This is a genomic window from Microbacterium sp. 05T445 (assembly GCF_056395865.1).
Window position 1 is genome coordinate 1,201,625 of record NZ_JBFTKJ010000001.1, and the last position, 23,233, is coordinate 1,224,857.

General features: G+C 70.7%; 22 protein-coding genes. 14 read left to right on the forward strand and 8 right to left on the reverse strand.

What is annotated here, in order from left to right; all coding sequences use genetic code 11:
- Positions 1-16 precede the first annotated feature (16 nt).
- Positions 17-595, reverse strand: coding sequence for an orotate phosphoribosyltransferase (gene pyrE, locus AC1DDU_RS05825; RefSeq protein ID WP_477432023.1), 579 nt, complete (start codon positions 593-595; stop codon positions 17-19).
- Between the two features lie 69 nt (positions 596-664).
- Between pyrE and AC1DDU_RS05830 the strand changes: the two genes are divergently transcribed.
- Both AC1DDU_RS05830 and AC1DDU_RS05835 read left to right on the forward strand, forming a co-directional pair.
- Positions 665-1,504, forward strand: coding sequence for an exodeoxyribonuclease III (locus AC1DDU_RS05830; protein ID WP_477432025.1), 840 nt, complete (start codon positions 665-667; stop codon positions 1,502-1,504).
- A gap of 221 nt (positions 1,505-1,725) precedes the next feature.
- Complete coding sequence (locus AC1DDU_RS05835) at positions 1,726-3,567, forward strand: sigma-70 family RNA polymerase sigma factor (RefSeq protein WP_477432027.1); 1,842 nt, start codon at positions 1,726-1,728, stop codon at positions 3,565-3,567.
- Here AC1DDU_RS05835 and AC1DDU_RS05840 read toward each other — a convergent pair.
- The 3 genes from AC1DDU_RS05840 to AC1DDU_RS05850 are packed head-to-tail and all read right to left on the reverse strand — an operon-like array spanning position 3,564 to position 5,361.
- Positions 3,564-4,184, reverse strand: a complete 621-nt coding sequence (locus tag AC1DDU_RS05840) for a dihydrofolate reductase family protein (protein WP_477432029.1) — start codon at positions 4,182-4,184, stop codon at positions 3,564-3,566. The two genes, AC1DDU_RS05835 and AC1DDU_RS05840, sit on opposite strands and share 4 nt — an antisense overlap.
- 28 nt (positions 4,185-4,212) lie before the next feature.
- On the reverse strand, positions 4,213-4,923 hold the full coding sequence (locus AC1DDU_RS05845; RefSeq protein ID WP_477432031.1) for a winged helix-turn-helix transcriptional regulator: 711 nt from the start codon (positions 4,921-4,923) through the stop codon (positions 4,213-4,215).
- Positions 4,924-5,361 carry a VOC family protein gene (locus tag AC1DDU_RS05850; protein ID WP_477432033.1) on the reverse strand — a complete coding sequence of 146 codons (438 nt, stop codon included), beginning with the start codon at positions 5,359-5,361 and terminating at the stop codon, positions 4,924-4,926.
- A 141-nt stretch (positions 5,362-5,502) separates the two neighbouring features.
- Here AC1DDU_RS05850 and AC1DDU_RS05855 point away from each other — a divergent pair, with 141 nt between their 5' ends.
- Together AC1DDU_RS05855 and AC1DDU_RS05860 are read left to right on the forward strand one after the other, a co-directional pair.
- Positions 5,503-6,780 (forward strand): sensor histidine kinase, encoded by a 1,278-nt coding sequence (locus AC1DDU_RS05855; RefSeq protein ID WP_477432035.1) that lies wholly within the window; start codon positions 5,503-5,505, stop codon positions 6,778-6,780.
- Entirely contained in the window at positions 6,777-7,469 is a 693-nt protein-coding gene (locus AC1DDU_RS05860; protein WP_477432037.1) for a response regulator, read from the forward strand. The genes AC1DDU_RS05855 and AC1DDU_RS05860 overlap by 4 nt, the downstream gene beginning before the upstream one ends.
- 98 nt (positions 7,470-7,567) lie before the next feature.
- On the opposite strand, the gene AC1DDU_RS05865 is transcribed toward AC1DDU_RS05860, so the two are convergent.
- Entirely contained in the window at positions 7,568-8,137 is a 570-nt protein-coding gene (locus AC1DDU_RS05865; protein ID WP_477432039.1) for an NADPH-dependent FMN reductase, read from the reverse strand.
- A gap of 223 nt (positions 8,138-8,360) precedes the next feature.
- On the opposite strand from AC1DDU_RS05865, the gene AC1DDU_RS05870 reads away from it, so the two are divergent.
- The 4 genes from AC1DDU_RS05870 (at position 8,361) to AC1DDU_RS05885 (ending at position 11,604) form a co-directional block, all read left to right on the forward strand.
- Positions 8,361-9,245: an ABC transporter ATP-binding protein gene (locus AC1DDU_RS05870; RefSeq protein ID WP_477432041.1), complete on the forward strand. Its 885-nt coding sequence runs from the start codon at positions 8,361-8,363 to the stop codon at positions 9,243-9,245.
- On the forward strand, positions 9,242-10,339 hold the full coding sequence (locus AC1DDU_RS05875; RefSeq protein WP_477432043.1) for an ABC transporter permease: 1,098 nt from the start codon (positions 9,242-9,244) through the stop codon (positions 10,337-10,339). The genes AC1DDU_RS05870 and AC1DDU_RS05875 overlap by 4 nt, the downstream gene beginning before the upstream one ends.
- Positions 10,340-10,443: 104 nt before the next feature.
- On the forward strand, positions 10,444-10,686 hold the full coding sequence (locus AC1DDU_RS05880; RefSeq protein ID WP_477432045.1) for a hypothetical protein: 243 nt from the start codon (positions 10,444-10,446) through the stop codon (positions 10,684-10,686).
- A gap of 417 nt (positions 10,687-11,103) precedes the next feature.
- Positions 11,104-11,604, forward strand: a complete 501-nt coding sequence (locus AC1DDU_RS05885) for a hypothetical protein (RefSeq protein ID WP_477432046.1) — start codon at positions 11,104-11,106, stop codon at positions 11,602-11,604.
- A gap of 136 nt (positions 11,605-11,740) precedes the next feature.
- Here AC1DDU_RS05885 and AC1DDU_RS05890 read toward each other — a convergent pair whose 3' ends face one another.
- The gene (locus AC1DDU_RS05890; RefSeq protein WP_477432048.1) at positions 11,741-12,250 is read right to left on the reverse strand and encodes a methyltransferase family protein; all 510 of its coding nucleotides are present in this window, start codon (positions 12,248-12,250) and stop codon (positions 11,741-11,743) included.
- Positions 12,251-12,426: 176 nt separating this feature from the next.
- Here AC1DDU_RS05890 and AC1DDU_RS05895 point away from each other — a divergent pair, with 176 nt between their 5' ends.
- Both AC1DDU_RS05895 and AC1DDU_RS05900 read left to right on the forward strand, forming a co-directional pair.
- The gene (locus tag AC1DDU_RS05895) at positions 12,427-14,124 is read left to right on the forward strand and encodes a hypothetical protein (protein ID WP_477432050.1); all 1,698 of its coding nucleotides are present in this window, start codon (positions 12,427-12,429) and stop codon (positions 14,122-14,124) included.
- A gap of 105 nt (positions 14,125-14,229) precedes the next feature.
- Positions 14,230-16,965: a hypothetical protein gene (locus tag AC1DDU_RS05900; RefSeq protein WP_477432052.1), complete on the forward strand. Its 2,736-nt coding sequence runs from the start codon at positions 14,230-14,232 to the stop codon at positions 16,963-16,965.
- Positions 16,966-17,108: 143 nt separating this feature from the next.
- Here the strand turns inward: AC1DDU_RS05900 and AC1DDU_RS05905 are convergent, their stop codons facing one another.
- On the reverse strand, positions 17,109-17,519 hold the full coding sequence (locus AC1DDU_RS05905; protein WP_477432054.1) for a VOC family protein: 411 nt from the start codon (positions 17,517-17,519) through the stop codon (positions 17,109-17,111).
- 121 nt (positions 17,520-17,640) lie between these two features.
- Here AC1DDU_RS05905 and AC1DDU_RS05910 point away from each other — a divergent pair, with 121 nt between their 5' ends.
- The 4 genes from AC1DDU_RS05910 to xdhC all read left to right on the forward strand — a co-directional run bounded on the left by AC1DDU_RS05910 (position 17,641) and on the right by xdhC (position 22,722).
- Positions 17,641-17,982, forward strand: coding sequence for a hypothetical protein (locus AC1DDU_RS05910; RefSeq protein ID WP_477432055.1), 342 nt, complete (start codon positions 17,641-17,643; stop codon positions 17,980-17,982).
- A gap of 94 nt (positions 17,983-18,076) precedes the next feature.
- Positions 18,077-19,495: a xanthine dehydrogenase small subunit gene (locus AC1DDU_RS05915; protein WP_477432057.1), complete on the forward strand. Its 1,419-nt coding sequence runs from the start codon at positions 18,077-18,079 to the stop codon at positions 19,493-19,495.
- The gene (gene xdhB / locus AC1DDU_RS05920) at positions 19,492-21,879 is read left to right on the forward strand and encodes a xanthine dehydrogenase molybdopterin binding subunit (protein WP_477432059.1); all 2,388 of its coding nucleotides are present in this window, start codon (positions 19,492-19,494) and stop codon (positions 21,877-21,879) included. The genes AC1DDU_RS05915 and xdhB overlap by 4 nt, the downstream gene beginning before the upstream one ends.
- A 9-nt stretch (positions 21,880-21,888) precedes the next feature.
- Positions 21,889-22,722 carry a xanthine dehydrogenase accessory protein XdhC gene (gene xdhC, locus AC1DDU_RS05925; protein ID WP_477432061.1) on the forward strand — a complete coding sequence of 278 codons (834 nt, stop codon included), beginning with the start codon at positions 21,889-21,891 and terminating at the stop codon, positions 22,720-22,722.
- On the opposite strand, the gene AC1DDU_RS05930 is transcribed toward xdhC, so the two are convergent.
- Complete coding sequence (locus AC1DDU_RS05930; protein ID WP_477432063.1) at positions 22,716-23,207, reverse strand: nucleoside deaminase; 492 nt, start codon at positions 23,205-23,207, stop codon at positions 22,716-22,718. The genes xdhC and AC1DDU_RS05930 overlap by 7 nt on opposite strands.
- Between the last annotated feature and the right edge of the window lie 26 nt (positions 23,208-23,233).

A 23,233-nucleotide genomic window follows, 5' to 3' on the forward strand; every position in this document is an offset into this window, starting at 1 on the left:
GACACGCCTCGCAGGACTACTGCGGCTGAAGGCCCAGATCGTCGAGGTCGATCGCGGCGAGCCACTGCAGCCCCTCCGCCTCGACGGCCGCCTGGGCGCCGGTCTTGCGGTCGACGATCACGGCGACGGCGACGGGCTCGGCGCCCTCACGGCGCAGCGCTTCGACGGCTTTGAGGGCCGACTGGCCGGTGGTCGAGGTGTCCTCGACGACGACGACGCGCTTGCCCGCGACATCCGCTCCCTCGACCTGGCGGCCGCGGCCGTGGTCCTTGGGCTCCTTGCGCACGACGAACGCGTCCAGCGGGGTGTCGGTGCGCGCCGACTCGTGCATGACGGCGTTGGCGATGGGGTCGGCGCCGAGCGTCAGGCCGCCGACGGCGACGATGCCGTCGACGTCGCGGATGAGATCGAGCATGATGCGCCCGATGGCGGGGGCGGCGCGGTGGTCGAGCGTGAGCTTGCGCATGTCGACGTAGTACGTCGCCTTCTTGCCGCTGGACAGCGTGAAGTCGCCGTGGAACACCGCCTCGTCCTGGATGAGGCCGATCAGGCGCTGGCGGTCGGCTTCGAGCTCGGGCGTGGAGGCGGCGGTCATGCCGTCGATTCTACGGATGCCGCCTGCCCCGGTCCGTCTGACGTCGGCCGCCCCGCCTAGGCTGGATCCATGCGCTTGGCCACCTGGAACGTCAACTCGATCCGCGCGCGGGTCGACCGCATCGTCGACTTCGCGGTGCGAGAGCACATCGACGTGCTCGCGATGCAGGAGATCAAGTGCAAGACCGAGCAGTTCCCGTTCGACCGCTTCGAGGAGGCCGGCTTCCACGTCGAGGCGTACGGCTTCTCGCAGTGGAACGGCGTCGCGATCGCCAGCCGTGAGCCGATGAAAGACGTGCGCACCGCCTTCCCCGACATGCCGGGATTCGCGAAGGGCCACAACGGGCCGGATGCCCCGCAGGAGGCCCGCGCGATGGGCGCGACGATCGGCGGCGTCGAGGTGTGGAGCCTCTACGTCCCCAACGGCCGCTCGCTGGGAGACCCGCACTACTTCTACAAGCTCGACTGGCTGTCGGCGCTCACCGAGTACACCTCGAACGCGCTCGCGGCGAATCCCGACCTGCCGCTGGCGCTGGTCGGCGACTTCAACATCGCCCCGACGGATGCCGACAACGGCGACCCGACGGTCGTCCAGGGGTTCGCGACCCACGTCTCGCCGCCAGAGCGCGAGGCGTTCGCGGCGCTGGAGGCCGCCGGCCTTCAGGATGTCGTGCGTCCGCTCGTGCCGACCGGGTTCACGTACTGGGACTACAAGCAGCTGCGCTTCCCCCGCAACGAGGGCATGCGCATCGACTTCATCCTCGGCTCCCACGCGGTGGCCGACGCCGTCACAGGGGCGACGATCCACCGCAACGAGCGCAAGGGCGAGGCGCCCAGCGACCACGTGCCCGTCGTCGTCGACCTCGATCTCGAGGGTCCCGACGACGACGATCGCCCGATGATCTTCTGACGCACGACGACCCTCCCGGCGGCCGGGTCGAACTTTTCTGAACTTTTTCCGCTCCCCGCGTCACGTTTTCGCTCCGGGGACGTCTTGCACTGTGAGACCCCCCGTTTCACGTGCTGATTCCCTCTGCTCACCAGAGGTTTCCCAGCACGCCTCGTTAGCCTGGCGCGAACCCGCCGTCGCCGGCCGACCCCCCGATTTGCGCCAACCGGCCAGGAGTTATCGTGACCACCCCCCACCGTGCCGTCGCCGACGGCCCGCTGCAGGAGCGATCCGACGAAGACCTCGTCATCGCCACGCGCGCGGGCGACGACGCCGCGTACGCGGTGCTGTGGGAACGCCATGTCGGCAGCGCACGCAGCGCGGCGCGGGCCGTGAGTCCGCAGGCGGATCCCGACGACCTGGTCTCGGAGGCGTTCACGTCGATCCTCTCTGCGATCCGCAAGGGCGGCGGTCCGCAGGACGGCTTCCGCCCCTACTTGTTCGCGACCGTGCGCAACGCCGCGGCGTCGTGGGGCCGGCGCACGTCCGAGGTGCCGCTGGACGACCTCGACGAGCGGGCGGCGGATTCCGCGGCCGAGTTCGCCGAGCTGGTGGCCGACCGCTCCGTGCTCGCCCAGGCGTTCCGGGAGCTGCCCGCCCGCTGGCGGACGCTGCTGTGGTACATCGAGGTCGAGGGCATGAAGCCGCGCGAGGTCGCGCCGCTGCTGGGCATGAGCGCCAACGCCGTCTCGGCGCTCGCGTATCGCGCCCGCGAGGGGTTCAAGCAGGCGTGGCTGCAGGCACACATCAGCGACCCGGCCCGGCCGGCCGAGTGCCGCTGGGTGTGCGAACTGCTCGTCGCGAGCGAGAAGAAGCCGGTGCGCCGCGGCGACCGGCGCCGCCTCGACGCGCATCTGCGCGAGTGCCAGGCGTGCCGCATCGTCGCGGCCGACATCGAACACGTGTCGCAGAAGCTCCGTGTGGTGCTGCTGCCTCTTGTACTCGGCGGGGCTGGGGCCCTCGCCTACACCGCTGATGCCACTCCGGCCGTGGCATCGGTGGTGGCCGGATCGCCCACCGGGGGTGGCGGGGCATCCGGCTCCGGGGGAACGGCGTCTGGGGACGCCTCAGGCGGGGGTGSCGGCGCGGGGGGCGCCGSCACCACTGCCAACCCGGTCGCGGGCATCGCGGTGGGCATCGGCGTGGCCGCTGCCGTCGCGATCGCCGCGGTGGTCATGGCGATCGCCCCCTGGAACGCCCCCGTGGAAGAGCCCGTCGCGGCCGTGATCGCGCCGGTGGAGACGGATGCCGACGACGACGTCGCGGCGCCGCCCGCGCCGCCGGTCATCGAACCTGCCGACGCGCCTGTGCCCGAGACCCCCCAGGTCGTGCCGGCACCCGCCCCGCGCCCCGCGCCGGCGCCGCAGCCCTCACCCGCGCCTGCGCCCGCTCCGGCTCCCGTGCCGACCCCCACGCCGACTCCGACGCCTCCCGCGCAGACCGCGGCTCCCCTGCTCGATGCACCCGACCACCTCGACGAGCCCGTACCCGCACCACTGACCGGGAGCGGTGTCGCCGGCGCGAGCGTCACGCTCCTCGACGAGACCGGCACCGTGATCGCCACAGCGACGGTGGGCGCTGACGGCCGGTTCGTGGCCGTGATCCCGGGCGACGCGCTCCACGACGGCATGAGCGTGCACGCCGTGCAGACCGCGCCGGACGAGCGCCCGTCCACGCCGAGCACGGCGGTCGGCCCCTTCACCTTCCCGGTGCCCTCGGTGACCGGCGACGACGGGACCTTCGACGTGCCGCTCGCCGACGCCGACGCGGACGGCATCGCCGACGACCTGTTCCTGCTGATCGACGGGCTGCCGCACCGGAGCGTCGCCGTGTCGGTGGACGGGGTCTGGACAGGCAACCTGCACACGCTGCTCGGCCACCCGTTGCGGCGTGTGGTGTACGACCTCGCACCGGGTGACCACGTGATCGGAATCCGCTACGTCGACGCGGCGACCGGTCGCGAGGGGCGCGCCACCACGGTCACCGTCCACGCGACCTCGCCCACCGCGGTCACCACGGACTAGTCGCCGACGTCACCCGTCTCAGGCAGGCCCGCGGCGGGGGCGTAACGCAGCTGCACCACGCCGAGAGGACCGACCACGGCGGGTTCGAGCAGCCGATAGTTCGCCGGATCGGCGCCGTCGGGGAACACCTTCTTCCCCCGGCCGAGCACGACCGGGTGCACCCACAGCGTCAGCACGTCGAAGAGCTTCTCCTTCAGCAGCGTCTGCACGAAGTCGACGCTGCCGATGACGTGGATGTGCTCGTGGCGTTCGCGCAGGGCGGCGACCTCCGCGGCCGTGTCGGGACCCAGCTGCGTGGTGCCCGCCCAGTCGAGCGCCGGCGTGCCGCGGGAGGCGACGTACTTCGGCACCTCGTTGAAGACGTCGGCGATCTTGCTGTCGGAGCCCGCGTGCCGCGGCCAGTACGCGGCGAAGATGTCGTAGGTGCGGCGACCGAGCAGCAGGGCGTCGAGCTCGGAGATGCCCTGCCAGACCGACTTCCCGATGGTCTCGTCGGGGAACGGCGCCTGCCAGCCGCCGTACGCGAACCCGTGCGACGGGTCCTCCTCGCGGCCGCCGGGCGCCTGCGCGACGCCGTCGAGCGTGGTGAACAGATCGATGAAGATGCGACCGGTCATGGTCGACTCCTTCCCAACGGGGGCCTGCTCACGCGACGAGCACGAGCCCCGGGTCGATGTGGAACGTCTGGGCGAACCTCTCGAGGAGGGTCGCGTCGCCCGCGACCACCGCGAGCACCTCCTGGTCGATCGCGTCGGCCGGTGTCAGCTCGCCCGAGATGAGGCGACGGATGCCGGGACCCGCCGCGAAGACCAGATCCGGCGTCCCGTCGGTGGACGCCTGCGTCCCGAGTCTCGGGTCGATGGGGCGCCCGGCCGGCGCGATCTGGGCGATGCGCAGGCCCGCCTCGTCGACCTGCACGCGCAGCACGACGTCGCCGACGTGCACCTCGTAGTCGGCGGGCGGGAGGGTTGCGGCATCCGCTCGGTACGCCGTGCGCAGCGCCATCGTGAGCGAGTCCGCCGTCACGACGTCGTCGGGCTGCGGGTCACCCATCTGCGCGAATCCCCATCGGCCGAGTGCCAGCACGATCGGCTCGAGCCCGCGCCCGTACGGCGTCAGCTCGTAGACGAGCCCGCAGTGCAGCAACGGGACGCGGCGCACCACACCGCCCTCCTGCAGCTCCTTCAGCCGCGTGGAGAGGATGTTGGTGGGGATCTTGGGCAGCCCCTGCTTGAGGTCGGTGTAACGGCGAGGCCCGACGAGCAGATCGCGGACGATGAGCAGCGCCCACCGTTCCCCGATCAGCTCGACGGCCGTCGTGACCCCGCAGTACTGCCCGTAGCTGCGGGACGCCACTTACGCCTGCGCCTGCTCCGCCATGTAGGCCTCGGGCCCCTTGGCGGCGGCCTCGGGATCCATGTACATGAACTGGATGCCGTTCCCGTCGGGGTCGATGAGGTCGCGGCTGTACATGAAGCCGAAGTCCTGCGGGTCGCCCGGCGCGGTGCCGCCGTTGGCGACGCCGGCCTCGACGGTGTGGTCGACCGCTTCGCGGGACTCGCGGCTGATCGACAGCAGCACCTGCGCGTACGTCTTCGGGTCGGCGAACTCCTTGTCGGTGAACGTCGAGAAGTACTCCTTCGTGAGCACCATGAAGAAGACGTTCTCGTCCCACACGATGCACGCCGCGTTGTCGTCGGTGAAGAGCGGATTGAGTTCGCACCCGAGGGCGGTGTAGTACGCCTTCGAACGCTCGAGGTCGTTCGTCGGGATGTTGACGAAGATGTGCGTCATTGCCTTGCTCCTCTGGGTTCCTGACTGCCTGGTGGTGCAATGGTTGCAAAAAACAAGTCTGCTTGTCAATAGCAAGCAACTCGCGATCTCCTCCCCCGTGAGACGGATGCCGCGCCCCCTCGTTGTCCGTACCGTGGAAGCATGTCCGACCTCCCTTCCGCGCACCCGGTCCTGCGCCCGCCCGCGGACTCGCGCGACCTGCGCAACGACATCTGGCTCGCCGCCGGGCTGTTCGTCGCGGCCGTGCTGAGCACCGCACTCGGCTCGGTCGCCGGCGTCTACGGCGCCGACGCCACCGCGGGCATGCAGTGGGCGCTGCTGTACAGCTTCGGGCTCACCGCTCCGCTGGCGGTGCGGCGCCGCTTCCCCGAGATCGTGGTGGTCGTCGTCGCGATCGTGTTCTTCGTGGGCGTGACACTGCGCATCCCGGATCTGTACGTGACGAACATCTCGATGTTCATCGCGATGTACACCGTCGGGGCGTGGGTCGACGACCGTCGCCGCGCGATGTGGGTGCGCGTGGGCGTGGTCGTCGCGATGTTCGTGTGGCTGCTGATCACGATGTTCCAGGCCGCGATCGACCCGTCGGACGACGGCCTCTCCAAGGCCGGCCTGTTCTCGCCGTTCGCCGCGATGATGCTCATCCAGCTCCTCATCAACGCGGCCTTCTTCGGCGGCGCGTACTACATGGGCGACCGCGCCTACTCCGCCGCGCTCTCGCGCGCGGCTCTCGAGGAGCGCACCCGCGAGCTCGAACGCGAACGCGAGGTGACCGCCGCCCAGGCGGTGGCGCTGGACCGCGTGCGCATCGCGCGGGAGCTGCACGACGTGGTCGCCCATCACGTCTCGGCGATGGGGGTGCAGGCCGGCGCCGCGCGCGCCGTGCTCGAGCGCGACCCGGAGGCGGCTCGCTCGGCGATGCTCGGAGTGGAGGCATCCGCCCGCTCAGCCCTGGTCGAGCTCCGGCAGCTGCTGGAGACCCTGCGCACCCCCGCCGGCGACGGCGAGGGCGGGTCGACGGTGCATCTGTCGGGCCTGTCCGACCTCGTCGCCCACGCCAACGACAACGGCCTGCCCACGACGCTGACGGTCGTCGGCGACCCGGTGGAGCTGCCCGAGCTCGTGCAGGTGAACGTCTACCGCGTCGCGCAGGAGTCGCTCACGAACGCGCGCCGCCACGGCGGACCGGATGCCGCCGCCGACGTCCGTCTGCGCTACGCGCCGGACTCCCTAGAGCTGGAGGTCGTCAACACCGGCCGCGCCGTCACCGCGCCGATGCGTCCGGGGCTCGGCCTCGTCGGCATGCGCGAACGGGCGGTCGCCTCGGGCGGAGAGCTCGAGGCCGGACCGCGCGGGCGGGGCGGGTTCCTGGTGCGCCTGCGCGTGCCGCTGGCCGCACGCGTGGAGGTCGGCGCATGAGCGGGCCGATCCGCGTGCTGCTCGTCGACGACCACGCCGTGATGCGGGCGGGTTTCCGGATGATCCTCGAGTCCGCCGGCGACATCGTCGTCGTCGGCGAGGCGTCGACCGGCGTGGAGGCGGTGGCCGCGGCATCCGCTCTCGGTCCGGACGTGATCTGCATGGACGTGCAGATGCCCGACATGGACGGCCTCGACGCCACTCGGCTGATCGTCGCCGACCCCGACGTGGACGCGGCGGTCGTGGTGGTGACGACGTTCGACCGCGACGACTACCTGTTCGACGCGCTCGCCGCCGGAGCCAGCGGCTTCCTGCTGAAGAACGCGGGGCCCGAGGAGCTCATCGCCGCTGTGCGGGTGGCCGCGGTCGGCGACGCGCTGCTCGCCCCGGAGGTGACCCGCCGGGTGATCGCGCGGTTCGCGGAGGCCCCGGTCACCGCCCCCGCGGCCACGGTCGGCGCCACCGCGGCGCGGGTCGTCACGGGCGGGCAGCCGGTGGTCGACCTCACCGAGCGCGAGGCCGAGGTGCTGCAGCTGGTCGCCCAGGCGATGAGCAACGCCGAGATCGCGCAGCGCCTGTACATCGGCGAGGCCACCGTGAAGACGCACGTGTCGAACGTGCTGCAGAAGCTCGGGGCCCGCGACCGCGTCGCCGCTGTCGTCTACGCCCACCGGCACGGCCTCGCCTAGAACCACGGATGCCCCGGCCCTGCGCCCGCGAGGGGGCGCCGGGTCGGGGCATCCGATCGGCTGGAACGAGATCGGCCTCGGGCGGCCGATCCGGGGGCTCAGGCCGCGACGGCGACCTGGGTGTAGCGGTCGACCAGGGCGCCGAACGCCTCGAGATAGCCGACCAGGAACTCGGCGGTCTGGTCGTTGGTGACCTCGCCGGTCTCGGTGAACAGACCCGGGGTGGTCTGCACGTAGCCCTCGGGCTGTCCGAGCGTCGGAGCGTTGTAGTGGCTGAGGATCGCCTTCAGGTGCTGCTGCGCCGCCGCGGTGGCGATGCCGCCGCCGGAGGTGCCGATGACCGCGGTGGGCTTGCCGTTGAACGAGCCCTGGCCCCAGGGGCGGGCGGCCCAGTCGAGGGCGTTCTTCAGCACGCCGGGGATCGAGCGGCTGTACTCGGGCGTGACGATGATGACGCCGTCGACGTCCTCGATGGCCTTCTTGAAGTCGCGGGCGACCTGCGGATAGTCGGCGTCGAAGTCGGGCGAGTAGAAGGGGAGGTCTGCGATCGGGATCTCGACCAGCGTCGTGCCCTCGGGGGCGAGGCGCTCGAGGGCCTTCGCCAGGCGACGGTTGATCGAGGTCGACGAGATGCTGCCGACGATGTAGCCGATGGTCCGCTCGGACATTCTGTTCTCTCCTTGAAAAAGCAAAGGCGTCCCGGTGGGGACCACCGTGGACGTTCCACCTCCATGCAAGCACATGAACCTGAGTTCTATTCCGGCGCATGAAAGGTCTCTCATGCGCGGACCTCCCCCGCACGGCGGAGCGCCGCGGAATCCCCCTCCGGGGGGAGGACGTCCCCCGCACGGGTGCGTAGCGTCGATCGCGAAGGAACGAGAGGAGACAGGGATGCTGCAGCTGCGCGGGATCACCAAGAGCTACGGCGGTCGCCGGGTGCTCGACGACGTGTCGTTCGAGGTCCGCCCGGGCCGGCTCACCGGCTTCGTCGGCGGCAACGGCGCCGGCAAGACCACGACCATGCGGATCGTGCTGGGAGTGCTGGGCAAGGACGCCGGAACGGTGACGCTCGACGGCGCGGAGGTGACGGCATCCGACCGCCGCCGCTTCGGCTACATGCCCGAGGAGCGCGGCCTGTACCCGAAGATGAAGGTGCTTGAGCACATCACCTACCTCGCGCGGCTGCACGGGTTCTCGAAGGCGGATGGCACCACCCGCGCCCGCGCGCTGCTCGAGCGGCTCGGGCTCGGCGAGCGCCTCAACGACAACGTCGAGACGCTCTCGCTCGGCAACCAGCAGCGCGCGCAGATCGCCGCCGCCCTGGTGCACGGCCCGCAGGTGCTGATTCTCGACGAGCCCTTCTCCGGCCTGGATCCGCTGGCCGTCGACGTCGTGGCCGGCGTGCTGCAGGAGCGGGCCGCGGCGGGCGCCGCCGTGCTGTTCTCGTCGCACCAGCTCGACGTCGTCGAGCGCCTGTGCGACGACCTCGTCATCATCGCCGGCGGCACCATCCGTGCGGCCGGCGCCCGCGACACCCTCCGCGCCGAGCACTCCACGCGCCGCTTCGAGCTCGTGTCCACGGGTGACGCCGGGTGGCTGCGCAGCGAGCCGGGCGTCGAGGTGCTCGACTTCGACGGCGGGTTCGCCGTGTTCGACGCCGACAGCGACGAGACGGCGCAGCGCGTGCTGCGTCGTGCCGTCGCACAGGGGGATGTCGCGAGCTTCGCACCGCAGCATCCGTCTCTCGCCCAGATCTTCAAGGAGGTCATCCAGTGAGCACCACCGAGAACCGCGGCCTCGGCGCCGCCCAGGCGATCTGGCTCGTCGCCGAGCGCGAGATCGGCTCGAAGCTGCGCAGCAAGGCGTTCGTGATCTCGACCGCGATCCTGTTCGTCGGCGCCCTCGCGCTGGTGCTGTGGGGCGGCTTCCAGGCGGCCAACGCGAGCGGCACCCCGGTGGCGGTCACCGCCGACGCCCAGCAGTACGTCGCGAGCGCGCAGGGACTCGACGTCACCGACGTCGCCGACCGCGCCGCGGCCGAGACGCTCGTGAAGGACGGCGATGTCGACGCCGCCGTGGTGGGCGACCCGTCGTCGCCGATGGGCTTCGCCGTCATCGCCGACTCGTCGGCGCCCACCCAGCTGCTGCTGCAACTGGCGCAGGTGCCTCCCGTCGAGCTCTTGAACCCCGACCAGGGCAATGCCGCGCTCGGCTACATCGCCGCCATCGGGTTCGGCATCGTGTTCCTGCTGGCCGCGTCGCTGTTCGGCGGCACGATCGCGCAGAGCGTGGTGGAGGAGAAGCAGACCCGGGTGGTCGAGCTGCTGATCTCGGCGATCCCGGTGCGGTCGCTGCTGGCGGGCAAGGTGATCGGCAACACCATCCTCGCGATGGGCCAGATCCTGATCCTCGCGGCGATCGCGGTGATCGGCCTCACCGTCACCGATCAGACGGCGCTCCTGCAGGGCCTGGGCGGTCCGATCGCCTGGTTCGCGATCTTCTTCCTGTTCGGCTTCATCCTGCTCGCGTCGCTGTTCGCGGCCGCCGCGTCGATGGTGTCGCGCCAGGAGGACATCGGCTCGACCACGATGCCGATCACGATGCTCGTGATGGCGCCGTACTTCCTGGTGATCTTCTTCAACGACAACCCGCTGGTGCTCGCGATCATGTCGTACGTGCCGTTCTCGGCGCCGGTGGGCATGCCGATGCGCATCTTCCTCGGCGACGCGCAGTGGTGGGAGCCGCTGGTGTCGCTGGCGATCCTCGTCGCCACCTGCGTGGTCGCGATCCTCGTCGCCGCCCGCATCTACGAGAACTCGCTGCTGCGCATGGGCGGCCGCGTGAAGCTCTCGGAGGCCCTCGCCGGCTGAGCCGGGACACGGATGCCGCGGTCCGGTGCGTCTGCACCGGGTCGCGGCATCCGTCCACCGCGTCGACCTATGATCGGGGAACATCGGCGGGGAGGGTGCGGAGCATGCGGATGACTCTGGCGGCGATCGTGGTTGGCCTCGGCGTGATCGTCACGGTCGCCGGCGGCGCAGCACTGTACAGCTACGGCATCGTCGCCGACGAGACCGGCATCACCGGATGGAATCCGATGCTGTGGATCGTGATCCTCGCCGGGATCGCCACCGTCCTGATCGGCACGCTTCAGATCGCGTTCGCCGCCGGCGACGGGGCCCCGCAGGTCGTGCCCGCTCCCGCCGCGGAGCAGTAAAGCCGTTCGCGGGCGGCGGCAACACGGGAGGAAGGTTGCTCGTGCATCGGCACGGAATCTCATGAGACGATGCCGCAGATGGACAGCGACACCGCCGACGAGCTTCAGATTCTTCGCCTCCGTGCGTACGGGCCGTCCGCGGACATCCACACGGACTCGACCGCGCAACAGCGGCTCCGTGAGCTGGAAGGTCTCGTCCGAGTGCCCGCACCCCTTCCGCGGGACACGTCTGCGACCGTCGACGATACGCATGCCGACCGCGGGCACGAACCCGCTGCGGAGGCGGACGTCCCGCCCCGAGTGAGCGCGCACGACACCACGTCGGCACCCGACCCCGATCGCACGCGAACCTCCGGTCACGATGAGCCGGGCGCCACGCCGAAGGCCGCGGAGGACGGCCGGCCTCGGCGGAGGCGGTTGTCGCGGCATGTCCGCCTGCTGTGGGCGGGCTCGATCCTCGCCGCGGCGGGCATCGCGGCTGCCGGCACGTACGGACTGGTCGCCATGACACCCGTATCGGCGTCCAGCGGCGCCCCCCAGATCGCGACGCTGCGTCCGACTCCGCTCGTCGAGGTCCCGCCCGGATGGTTCGGCGCCGGTCCCAGCTCCCGCGTCTGGGAGTTCCAGGGTCTGACCCTGTTCGAGACCAGCAGCGGGATGTTCGGAAACGCGAACGGCGGCGAGTGCTTCGCCGTCGTCACGACCGAGGAGATCCCGAAGGCGGAGGAGTCCAACCAGGACTCCTGGTCTCTCTCGGGGCAGATCTACAGCGCGTGCCGCGTCGGAGTCTTCCCTGCCACCGTCCAGCTGATCGTCGACAGCAACGCCCCGGAGGAGCTGCGAACGGCCTACCCGGACAGCGCCATCCAGTTCGTGAGACAGGGCGACCAGATCGGCGTCTTCCTCGACGAAGGCTGACGATCAGCACCACGACCTCGGTACCCGCCCGGCAAGGACTGACCTGAGTTCCCGGTCCGCCCGACGATGTGACGACTCACTTCTCCGGCCGCGGAGTCCACGCTGCCCGGTGTCCCCTTCGCTGCCGGTCCAGAGCTCACCCCCGCCATGGCGTGATCCGCGGCCACCACCCCGGGACGTGGCGGCGATACTCGAGGTACTGCTCGCCGTAGGTGCGGGAAAGGGTCGGCTCCTCGTAGCCCTTCACGAACGCGACGAAGGCGGTGAGAACGATGCCCGCGTAGAGCACGACCCACCCGCTGCCGAACAGCAGCGCCTGGCCCAGGATGATCGCGAGCACCGCGAGGTACATCGGATTGCGCACGAAGCGGTACACCCCTGTCACGACGAGCGCCCGCGTCGGAGCGACGGGAGCAGGCGTTCCGCGCTGCAGGGCGAACAAGCCGAAGGCGTACACGAGGAACGCCGCACCGAGCGCGATGAGGAACCATGCGACGGGTAGGACGAACCACGCCGCACCGCCCCAATCGTGCCACTGCCAGCCCGCGATCAGACCCGGCATCAGCCCCGCGACGATGCCCGGCGCGAGGAAGAGGAACACGATCGTCCCCATCCAGGCGCGTGCGAGCGAGTGCGGTTGGCTCACGCGCGCCAGATTAGCCCCGATGGCTCCGGCGCGCGAAGGAGGAGCTGGACAGGACCTACCGCTCGCCGCCGGCCCTGTCGAGGCGTACACTGCGAGCCGCCGGCGCTCGGAGCGGGCGCCTGATTCATTGCAAGGCTCACCAGTGGACGCGCAGTAGAAGTCGAGCGGATCCTCACATGGCGGATTGGCGGATATCGGTCGTCGTCGAGAACGCCGGCGGCGCGCCCGTGCACGGCGCACGCCTCGTCCGGCGGGTGTGGGCGGGCGGCCAGGTCCAGCCCATGCCGGAGGTCACGATCGCCGGCGCCGCCTACTCCTTCGATGTGCCGGAAGCAACTCTGAACGTGGTGTGCGAGCTGCGCCACGCGCGCTACGCGACCCTCGCGATGAACCTGGTGAGAGTCGCCGGCGAAGGGACGTGGCGCTGGACCAACCCGAATCGGCGGGTCCGGACGAGTGGCACCGACGTCACCGTCCACGCGACTCTCGGTCGGCTGCGACCTGCGCCGCTGGCGTACGTCCCGGAGGATCAGCTCGCGCGTCGCGCGCGGGAACTCCAAGCGACCCTCGACGAGGCGGACAGGAAGAATGCGGCCCAGGCACGGCGGAAGCGCCCGGCGTCCGAGCGGATCTTCGCGCCACTCGACTTCGACCAGCCCAACGCCCTCGTGACCGAGGACCGAAGTGCCTACCGACCGCAGGCGGCTCTGCAACGGGTGATCGAGAGCTTCCACGTCGCGGCGCCGGCTCTGCTCTCCGACACCCCGGAGGCCGCGGGATGGGGCCGCTTCGCCACGACCGCGCACCGGGTCGACCCCGCACACGCGGGCCGGCTGTACGTGCTCGAGTACGGCGAGGTCGGTGCAGAACCCAGCGGCGGACCGCGGTTCGCCATCGGGGTGTGGGTTCCGGCCCGGCTCCACGATCCCCGCGTGACGGAGCTGGACTTCGTCGTCTGGCTCCACCCCCACACGAACAATCCGATCGTGATGCCCCAGGTGCAGTACCCGTTCCGGCAGCCGTACCCTTACGGACTCATCGCGGTCAAAGGCCCCACGGGCACGGCCGTCGCATCGCAGCGCTTCCTCGACATCCCGATCTTCCACCTGCTCAGCCAGCACTTCCTGGCCTACCAGCTCGCTGCCGCCCGACGGGACGCCGTCATCGTCATCCCTGTGGCACCGTCGAGCCATTTCGAGGTCTTCGAGAACCCGTCGACCCTGATGCGGCTGCTCAGGGAGCTGTGCCTGTGGATCCCGCGCGACTTCCCGCGCGGCGCCGACGCGGTGGTCCATGCGCCTCCTCCCGTGGTCCGACGCGTGGCGGTCAGCGGCTTCAGCGCCAGCGTTCCCCGGCTGCACACGCTGATGCTCCCGCGCACGCCGGAGCCGCACTACGACTCGCCCACCTGGTGGACCACGTCGAGGGACGGGGCATCCGACGACGCTCGCGACTTCGCTCACGTGTGGAAGGAGCAATGGGCGATCGACGGCGTCGCCGGCGGCTTTCCGGCATACACGGATGCCGCGGCGACCTGGCTGCAGCAGGAGAGCGACCGGCACCTCCGCATCTACAAGACCCGGTTCACGGGAGGCTGGGACTTCCTCGCCCGTCGGCCCGGGGCCTGGAGTGCGCTGGCACGTCGCGCCTCGCCCGTCGTCCGTGGCGAGGGCAAAGTGCGCGCCGCCGTGGCGTCCGGACTGGACGGACGGTGGACCGCCGCGTCGTTCGAAGACGCCTTCGTCCTCGGACCTCCCGCCGGCACGACGTCCGCCGTCGAACCCGCACTCCTTCCCGCCGGCGCGCACGAACTCATGCCCCGCATCTTCTTCGGCCACGCCGCCGGCATGAGCGGACTCGCGGTCGCGCGCTGACTCCCGGCTGCAGCGTGCCACGGCGACCCCTGCCGCGCGCACGGATTTCGCGCTATTGTGCGCACGAATCCCCCGGATCGAACCGCTTCCCACCATGGAGAAGTCATGTTTGACCTGAAGAAGGACCTCGACCGTTACAAGGGCATCCCGCCCTACGCCAGCGAGCACTTCGGCGTGTATCAGCCTCTGCTCGGGTGGCGCTCCCGACTGACGCAGGAGTGGGTCCGACGCGGCGCGCGCGTCGTCGATCCCCGCCTGAGCGCCATCCTCAGCAGTCGCATCAAGCCGGGGCCGACGTCCGACACGGACTTCCTCGCCGAACCGCTCGAACCCGGTTCGGGCAGGCATCCCTGGCGGGTGAGCCTGCTCAACGACCTCGGCAGCGAGCTGATGAAGGTCATCCGGGACCGCGTGCAGACGTTCGTCGAGCAGAACTCCGGCCGCCTTCCTACCGGCGCCGAGTGGAATCAGCTCATCGAGATCAACGACCTCATGAATCAGGATGCCGGTCCCCTCCGCGTGGTGAACGACCGCCATCGCACCCAGATCTTCGATCGACTGAACGTGCTGCACCCGGCCGGTATCCCCGCCGACGCCATCAAGGCCGCGCTGGCCGAGCACCTGAAGCTCATGCAGTACGAATCGCAGATCGCGGCCATGCTGCTCTTCCACGCCGAAGGACAGGGCGAGTACGCGCCGGACTCGCTCGCGAAGCTCTTCGCGGTGTCGACGGCGCCGCCGCTGGACGCACTCTTCGCCCCGACCGACCCGCTGGCGAACATCGACCCGAACGATCGCAGCGGCGTGCTGTCGCCGGTGGGCTTCGTGCACCTGTTCAGACAGTACTTCTTCGACCTCGGCACGTTCCTCGGCGAACCGGTCGAGCACATCTGGCTCGCGCCGGGCACCACCACGGAGCTCATCGAGGTGAGCACGCGCCGCACCCTCATCGAGCGCACCGAGGAAAGCCTGATGGAGACGACCAAGCGCAGCGAGCAGTCGTCCGCTGTGAAAGACGAGCTGAGCGACGCCATCCGCTCCGAGACCGACTCGAGCACGAAGCTCGGTGTATCGACGACGAACTCGGTGACGTTCGGTGTCTACCAGGGGTCCGCGACGGCGAGCGTCAACGTCGACAGTGCCCGCAAGGACGCCCGCGAGAGCGTCCACAAACAGAGCCGCGAGCAATCCGAGAAGCTGTCGAGCGAGATCAAGCGCAGCTTCAAGTCGGTGTTCCGCACCGTGACCGAGACGACCGACACGCGCACCAAGCGCTACCTGCTCAGCAATCCCGGACTCGAGCTCGTGAACTACGAGCTACGACGCAAGATGCGCCGCGTGGGCGTTCAGCTGCAGGACCTCGGAACCCAGCTGTGCTGGCAGGTGTTCGTGGACGACCCCGGCGCGGGCCTGGGGCTCGCGGAGCTCGTGCACTACGCGGAATCCCCCGACCTGGCCAACATCAAGCAGCCCGATCCGATCCCCTACCCGGCCGAAGTCACGAGCAAGATGACCCTTCCGCTCCAGTTCCACGGTGAGAACACCGACGACAACGGCGGGGCCCTGTACGAGTGGCGGGGGCAGCATCCCGACGGCAACCACTACGGCAACCGCATGAACACGGACGACGAGGACGAGCAGGACAAGCGCATCATCATGGGCCCGTTCACGTTCCACGCCCCGACCCCGCAGGCGGGCTACGAGCTCGCCGAGGTGCGACCGATCGGCCCCCAGAGCGGACAGCTCGGCGTCGTCAAGGACTGGCCGATGCATCGGGATGGCGCGGGCAAGCCGGACGGCTCCTTCCACATCGTCATGCATCAGATGCAGTTCAACGGGCAGAAGCAGATCGGGTTCGACGTCGAGCTCGTCTACCGCCCGACCGGCGCGGCGATCACCGCGTGGGAAGCCCTCAAGAAGAAGGCCGACGAGAAGTACGACGCCGAGGTCCTCCGCCTGGTCAAGCAGTCGTACTCCGACAGCGTGCGCGACCGCATCAAGGCCGCGCACGGCATCGCGTCGCGCCCCTCGTGGGACCTTCGCGAGGAGGAGCGCACGATCGTCTACCGCGGGCTGCTGCGCCAGCTCATGCTCGACAGCTGGGCGAGCGGAGACAGCGAGAGCCAGCGGCGGCTCAACCACGTGCGTTCCGAGATCGTGCGTGCCATCTTCGACGTCGACGCGATGCTGTACTTCGTCGCCCCGGAGTGGTGGATGCCTCGACAGCACCAGACCGCGCATACCTTCAACCCGAACGTGCCGGTCGGTGACCAGACGGTCAATCTCAACGACGAGAACAAGGTGCGCTGGGACGACGTCCCCGCGCGGGCGGACAATTACAGCATCACCGAGGAGTCCGAGCCCGCCCGGCTCGGATCGTCGCTCGGCTGGCTGCTGCAGCTCGACGGCGACAACCTGAGGAACGCGTTCCTCAACGCGCCGTGGGTGAAGGCGATCGTGCCGATCCGTCCCGGACGCGAGAGCGCGGCGCTGAACTGGCTCAAGGCGATCGAAGGCAACGAAGGCGATGGATGGGATGCGACCTTCGTTCCCGCGAACGCGGAGGACTCCGCCCTGGTGGCGGAGGTCCAGGCCGAGGGGAATCCGCCGCAGCTGGGCTACGTCCTGGAGAAGATCGCCGAGAAGCTCGGCCTGCGCAACGCCGACATCGGGCAGACCCTCGAATCCGACAAGGTCTTCGAGAGCGGATTCGATCCGCTCGCCCAGGGCTTCGACGCCGGCCTACCCGCCAACGAGGTCTTCAGTCAGTGGATCACCGTGCTGCCGACCGACCAGATCGTCGCGGTCACCTACGAGCCGAGCAATCCGCTGGAGGGCTGACCCACCGCGCGATCGACCACGCGTGCGATCGGACTCGACGCCGGCCCACGAAGCTCTCGGAAGCGCTCGCCGGACGCACGGGAAGGCGGATGCCACGGCTCGGTGTGCCTGCACCGGGCCGCGGCATCCGCATGTCTGCGGTTTCAGCTCCCCGTCATCTCCGGCGTCATCACGCCGACCGAGATGACGTTGCCCGCGGGATCGCGGAACCACGCGATGTCAGGACCGCCCATGAAGCCGCGCGAGATGCCCTTCTCATCGGTCCCGTAGTCGGGGTCGGTGTAGATCTTCGTGACGACGCCGCGGGAGTTGAGGTCGTCGACGGCCGCGTCGACGTCGTCGACGCCGAAGTTCAGGATCGTGAAGACGGCGGGCTGGTGGTCCTCCTTCGGGTAGACGAAGACGCTCCCACCGGCGGGGAGTTTGAAGGTGAACCCACCGCCCATCTCCTCCCAGACGGTGACGTCGAGCCCCAGCGTGTCGCGATAGAAAGCCACAGCCGCGTCGATGTCGGGTACGGCGAAGCTCGAATAGGCCCGTTGCGTGGTGAACATGTCATCCTCCCAGTGATCGTCCCCACGACCACGATCCTCTTGCCCCCACGGCCTGTCCAGGGGTTCCGTTCGCGCAGACACCCCGCCGCGCGCGCCGCCGCCGCGATGCTTGACTGGGGATGTGAATCGATGGATGTGGCCGCTGATCGCGGTCGCGGCGGGGATCGCGGCGGTGTGGAGTGTGCCGGGGCCGGACACCGCCGTGAGATGGGTCGTCGTAGGGCTCTCGGTGCCGGCGTTCGCGCTCGCCGCGGCCGCCACGAGGAGCCGCTCCGTGCGCTTCGCCATCGTCGGCGACGCGGCCGTCGCCGGGCTCTGCATCGCGGGGCAGTTCGACGCCACGCCCGCCATGGTCGGGGCGACGGTGATCCTCGTCGCGCTTCCGGTGATCGCGATCATCCGCGACATCCGCGCCACGGCGCCCCCGGCACCCGGATCGACCCCGGATCCCGGCGCAGGCTGACCCGGCGGTCCGCAGGGACATCGGTGCCCGTGCCGGCCGTCCCATGCTCTGCGCGGCGTAGACTCCCGGCATCCGCACGAACCGTGACACCGCTGTGACAGTCAACGGGCGGGTCGTCCCGCTCGCCGGCACGGTCGCGCACGCCACCGCGCTGGACTGGCTGCGCAGCATCGGGCTCACCGGCGCGAAGGAAGGGTGCGCCGAGGGCGAGTGCGGCGCGTGCGCGGTCCTCGTGGCCACCACGGCGCCCGACGGCAGCACCGAGTGGATGCCGGTCAACGCGTGCCTGGTGCCGGCGCACGCCCTGGACGGCCAGGACATCGTGACGGCCGAGGGGCTCGGTTCGCCTGACGACCTGCATCCCGTGCAGGCGCAGCTCGCCGCCGCGGGCGGATCGCAATGCGGATACTGCACTCCCGGCTTCGTCTGCAGCATGGCGGCCGAGTTCTACCGCGCAGACCGCGCCCCGCAGGACGCCGCGCCCGAGCAGGGTGCCAACGGCTTCGACCTGCACGCCCTCAGCGGCAACCTGTGTCGCTGCACCGGGTACCGGCCGATCCGCGATGCCGCGTTCGCGCTCGGGATGCCGCTTCCCGACGATCCGCTCCTCCAGCGCCTGCACACGCCCGCGCCCGACGCCGTGACCACCGACGTCGTGGTCGACGGCGCGCGCTTCGTGCGCCCGGCGACCCTCGCCGAAGCGCTGCGGCTGCTGCGCGACGAACCGGACGCACTGCCCGTGGCCGGATGCACCGACTGGGGCGTCGACGTGAACCTCCGCGGCGCGCGCTCGCCGCTCGTGATCGCCATCGACCGACTCGACGAGCTGCGGAAGGTGACGGTCGGCACCGAGGTCGTCGAGCTCGGCGCCGCGGTATCGCTGAGCGAGCTCGGCCGGCGTCTCGCGGGCCGGGTGCCGATCCTGGCGCAGCTGCTCCCCCAGTTCGCGTCGCCTCTCATCCGCAACCGCGCCACCCTCGGCGGCAACCTCGGCACCGCGTCGCCCATCGGTGACGCCGCACCGGCACTGCTCGCGCTGGGCGCTCGGGTGGTGCTCGCCTCCGCCGACGACGGCGAGCGCGAGATCGACCTCGCCGAGTACTTCACCGGCTATCGCACCACGGTGCGGCGCCCCGACGAGCTCATCCGCGCGGTGCGGTTCCCGGCGCGCGGGGCTGCCGTCACCGCGTTCCACAAGATCGCCAAGCGGCGCTACGACGACATCTCGTCGGATGCCGTCGCCTTCGCGCTCGACCTCGACGACGGCGTGGTGACCGCAGCCCGCATCGGGCTCGGCGGAGTCGCTGCCACCCCGCTGCGCGCCCTGGCCACCGAGCGGGCACTGGTCGGGAGGCCCTGGAACACCGAGACCGTGGACGCGGCATCCGTCGTCCTGGAGACGGAGGGGACGCCGCTCAGCGACCACCGCGCCAGCGCCGCATACCGCGCACGCATGCTCGGCAACGCCCTGCGCGCCCTGTACGCGAACACGGCGGAGGAGGCCACGACATGAGCAGCCTCGCCGACCGGCCGCCGAACCCCGTCGTGGGCCGCCCCGCGGTGCACGAGAGCGCGGCGCTGCACGTGACCGGTGCCGCCGCGTACACCGACGACCTCGCCGCGCGCGCCCACGGCGTGCTCACCGCGTGGCCGGTGTGCTCGACCTCCGCTCACGCGCTCGTCACGGTGGACGTCTCGCCCGCCTACGAGGTGCCGGGCGTCGTCCGCGTGCTCACCGCCGCCGACGTGCCGGGCATCAACGACGCCGGGGTCAAGCACGACGAGCCGCTGTTCCCCTCCGAGGCGATGTTCCACGGGCACGCGCTGGTGTGGGTGCTGGGCGAGACGCCCGAAGCGGCGCGGCTCGGTGCTGCCGCGGTGTCGGTCGACTACGAGACGCTGCCGTCGATCATCACGATCCCCGAGGCGATCGATGCCGGCTCGTTCCAGGGCGTGTCGCCCACCGTGCAGCGCGGGGACGCGGCATCCGCTCTCGCCTCCGCGGCGTACGTGTTCGAAGGGGTGAGCGAGGTCGGCGGGCAGGAGCATTTCGCGCTCGAGACGCACGCGTCCTTCGCGGTGCGCGAGCCCGACGGCCGCTACTTCGTGGAGTGCTCGACGCAGCACCCGTCCGAGACGCAGGAGATCGTCGCGCACGTGCTCGGCATCGCCTCCAGCGAGGTGACGGTCGAGTGCCTGCGGATGGGAGGCGGGTTCGGCGGCAAGGAGATGCAGCCGCACGGGTTCGCGGCGATCGCGGCGCTGGGCGCGAAGCTGACCGGCCGCCCGGTGCGGCTGCGGCTCAACCGCACCCAGGACATCACCATGACCGGCAAGCGGCACGCGTTCCACATGGTGTGGCGCGCCGGCTTCGACGAGGAGGGGATGCTGCAGGCGCTCGACGCGACCCTCACCTCGGACGGCGGGTGGAGCCTCGACCTGTCGGAGCCGGTCCTCGGCCGTGCGCTGTGCCACGTCGACAACGCGTACTGGATCCCGCATGTGCGCGCCCACGGCCGCATCGCGAAGACGAACAAGCCCTCGAACACCGCCTTCCGCGGCTTCGGCGGTCCGCAGGGGTCCTTCCTGATCGAGGACATCCTGGGCCGCGCCGCGCCCGTGCTGGGGATCGATCCGCTCGAGCTGCGCCGGAAGAACCTCTACCGGCCCGGCCACACCACGCCCTACGGCCAGCCGGTGAAGGATGCCGCGCGCCTGACGACGATGTGGGATGAGCTGCGCGCCGAGAGCGACCTGGAGGCGCGGCGCCGCGAGATCGAACGGTTCAACAGTGCCCACCCGCACCGCAAGCGGGGCCTCGCGATGACGCCGGTGAAGTTCGGCATCTCGTTCACGTTCACGCCGTTCAACCAGGCCGGAGCCCTCGTCATCGTCTACAAGGACGGCTCGGTGCTCATCAACCACGGCGGCACCGAGATGGGCCAGGGCCTGCACACCAAGATGCTGCAGGTCGCCGCGACCGCGCTCGGCCTCGAGCCCGACCAGGTGCGGCTGGCGCCCACCCGCACCGACAAGGTGCCCAACACGTCGGCTACGGCGGCGTCCTCCAGCGCCGATCTGAACGGCGGCGCCATCAAGCTCGCGTGCGAGGAGATCCGCGGCCGGCTCGCCGCCGTCGCCGGGCGCCTCCTGGGCGTCGACGAGCGCGACGTGCGCTTCTCCGGCGGGCGCGTCGCGGCGCTCGGCGACACGGGTGGCGGCCTGCCGTTCGCCGAGGTGGTCGCCGCGGCCTATCTGCAGCGCGTGCAGCTGTTCGCCACCGGGTACTACCGGACCGAGGGGCTGCACTGGGATGCCGCCCGCCAGCAGGGCTCGCCGTTCAAGTACTTCGCCTACGGCTGCGCGGCCGCCGAGGTCGAGGTCGACGGCTTCACCGGCGCCTACCGCCTGCGCCGGGTCGACATCGTGCACGACGTCGGCGACTCGCTGTCGCCCCGCGTCGACATCGGGCAGATCGAAGGCGGGTTCGTGCAGGGTACGGGCTGGCTCACGCTCGAGGACCTGCGGTGGGACACCGGCGACGGTCCGACCCGCGGCCGCCTGCAGACGCCCTCGGCCAGCACGTACAAGCTGCCGAGCTTCTCCGAGATGCCCGAGGAGTTCCACGTGCGGCTTTTCGAGAACGCCCGCGAGGACGGCGCGGTCTACGGCTCGAAGGCTGTGGGCGAGCCGCCGCTGCTGCTCGCGTTCAGCGTGCGCGAGGCGCTGCGGCAGGCGGTGGGCGCCTTCGGTCCCGCCGGGCGCAGCGTCGAGCTGGCCTCCCCCGCCACCCCCGAGGCGGTGTTCTGGGCGATCGAGGCGGCGCGCGCCGCCGACGCGAGCGCACGCCCTGCGGAGCGGGCGGCCGAGCCCGACCTCCTTCGCAGAGAGCGCTGAGGTCCTGCCGTGGACTGGCTCGATGCCCTGCAGAGTCTGCGGGCGGCGCGCACCCCCGCCGTCATCGTGACGCTCGCGATGGTGCGCGGTCACGCACCGCGCAACGGCGGCGCCAAGATGGTGGTCGCCCCCGTCGAGGTGTTCGGCACCATCGGCGGCGGCAACCTCGAAGCCACGGCTCTCTCGCGCGCCCGCGAGATGCTGGCGTCGGGCACGGCGGAGCCCGATCTGCTCACGCTCACGCTCAGCGACAAGGCGATCACCGAGTACGGGGTGCAGTGCTGCGGCGGAGAGGTCACGCTCATGCTCGAGCCGGTGCGGGTCGTCCCTTCGATCGCGGTGTTCGGGATGGGACACGTCGGCCTCGAGGTCGCGCGCATCCTGGCCCGTCAGGAACTCGACCTGCACCTGGTCGACTCCCGCGCGGAGATGCTCGAGCCCGCACGACTCGGTGTCGACGGCGCGCCGGGGCCGCTCGCTGACGCGGTGGCGCACGTGGCGATCCACCACGCGCCGGTGCCCGAGGCGGTCATCGCCGGCCTGCCGCCCGGCACCCACGTGCTCGTGATGACCCACGACCACAGCGAGGACCTCGCGATCGTCGACCTGGCGCTGCGGACCGGTGGCATCGCCTCGATCGGCCTCATCGGCTCGCATTCCAAGTGGGCGCGGTTCCGCACACGACTGCAGGATGCCGGCCACGGCGACGCGGCCCTCGCGCGCGTCACCACCCCCATCGGCCTGCCCGAGATCTCGGGCAAGCAGCCGGCCACGATCGCCGTGAGCGTGGCGGCGCGGATGCTGCAGCTCATCGAGGAGGCTGCCGCCGCGCGCGCTCAGTAGTCGATGCGCGTGGAGTTGCGCTTCCACTCCTCGAACGGGGCGATGCGCTCGTCGGCAGCGAGCGCGACCGTCTCCAGCGGCATGATGTCGCGATGGCCGGGCCCGCCGTCGAAGTACCGGTAGAACAACGCGTCGTCGAACCCGGCCGCGGCGGCGTCGTCGCGGTCGGCCGCGAAGTACACACGGTCGATCCGCGCCCACAGTGCTGTGCCCAGACACATCGGGCAGGGCTCGCAGCTGGAGTAGAGCGTCGCCCCGGTGAGGTCGAAGGTGCCGATCCCCCGGCACGCCCCGCGGATGGCGGTGACCTCGGCGTGGGCGGACGGATCGAGGTCCGCGGTGACGCGGTTCACGCCCTCGAACACCTGGCCGTCGGCGGTCACCACGATGGCGCCGAACGGACCGCCCGCGTTGCGGACGTTGCCGATGGCGATCTCGATGGCCCGGGCGAGATAACGGGCGGGCTCCCCGTCGGTGGAGGACATCAGGCCTCCACCCTACGAGCGAGCGC

What these genes read in the sequence shown, in the direction of transcription:
- AC1DDU_RS05905 (WP_477432054.1), bottom strand. Translation starts at nt 17,519, where the DNA reads ATGTTCACCACGCAACGGGCCTATTCGAGCTTCGCCGTACCCGACATC.
- AC1DDU_RS05880 (WP_477432045.1), top strand. Translation starts at nt 10,444, where the DNA reads ATGCGGATGACTCTGGCGGCGATCGTGGTTGGCCTCGGCGTGATCGTC.
- AC1DDU_RS05860 (WP_477432037.1), top strand. Translation starts at nt 6,777, where the DNA reads ATGAGCGGGCCGATCCGCGTGCTGCTCGTCGACGACCACGCCGTGATG.
- pyrE (WP_477432023.1), bottom strand. Translation starts at nt 595, where the DNA reads ATGACCGCCGCCTCCACGCCCGAGCTCGAAGCCGACCGCCAGCGCCTG.
- AC1DDU_RS05850 (WP_477432033.1), bottom strand. Translation starts at nt 5,361, where the DNA reads ATGACGCACATCTTCGTCAACATCCCGACGAACGACCTCGAGCGTTCG.
- AC1DDU_RS05840 (WP_477432029.1), bottom strand. Translation starts at nt 4,184, where the DNA reads ATGACCGGTCGCATCTTCATCGATCTGTTCACCACGCTCGACGGCGTC.
- AC1DDU_RS05900 (WP_477432052.1), top strand. Translation starts at nt 14,230, where the DNA reads ATGTTTGACCTGAAGAAGGACCTCGACCGTTACAAGGGCATCCCGCCC.
- xdhB (WP_477432059.1), top strand. Translation starts at nt 19,492, where the DNA reads ATGAGCAGCCTCGCCGACCGGCCGCCGAACCCCGTCGTGGGCCGCCCC.
- AC1DDU_RS05855 (WP_477432035.1), top strand. Translation starts at nt 5,503, where the DNA reads ATGTCCGACCTCCCTTCCGCGCACCCGGTCCTGCGCCCGCCCGCGGAC.
- AC1DDU_RS05865 (WP_477432039.1), bottom strand. Translation starts at nt 8,137, where the DNA reads ATGTCCGAGCGGACCATCGGCTACATCGTCGGCAGCATCTCGTCGACC.
- AC1DDU_RS05870 (WP_477432041.1), top strand. Translation starts at nt 8,361, where the DNA reads ATGCTGCAGCTGCGCGGGATCACCAAGAGCTACGGCGGTCGCCGGGTG.
- AC1DDU_RS05930 (WP_477432063.1), bottom strand. Translation starts at nt 23,207, where the DNA reads ATGTCCTCCACCGACGGGGAGCCCGCCCGTTATCTCGCCCGGGCCATC.
- AC1DDU_RS05830 (WP_477432025.1), top strand. Translation starts at nt 665, where the DNA reads ATGCGCTTGGCCACCTGGAACGTCAACTCGATCCGCGCGCGGGTCGAC.
- AC1DDU_RS05895 (WP_477432050.1), top strand. Translation starts at nt 12,427, where the DNA reads ATGGCGGATTGGCGGATATCGGTCGTCGTCGAGAACGCCGGCGGCGCG.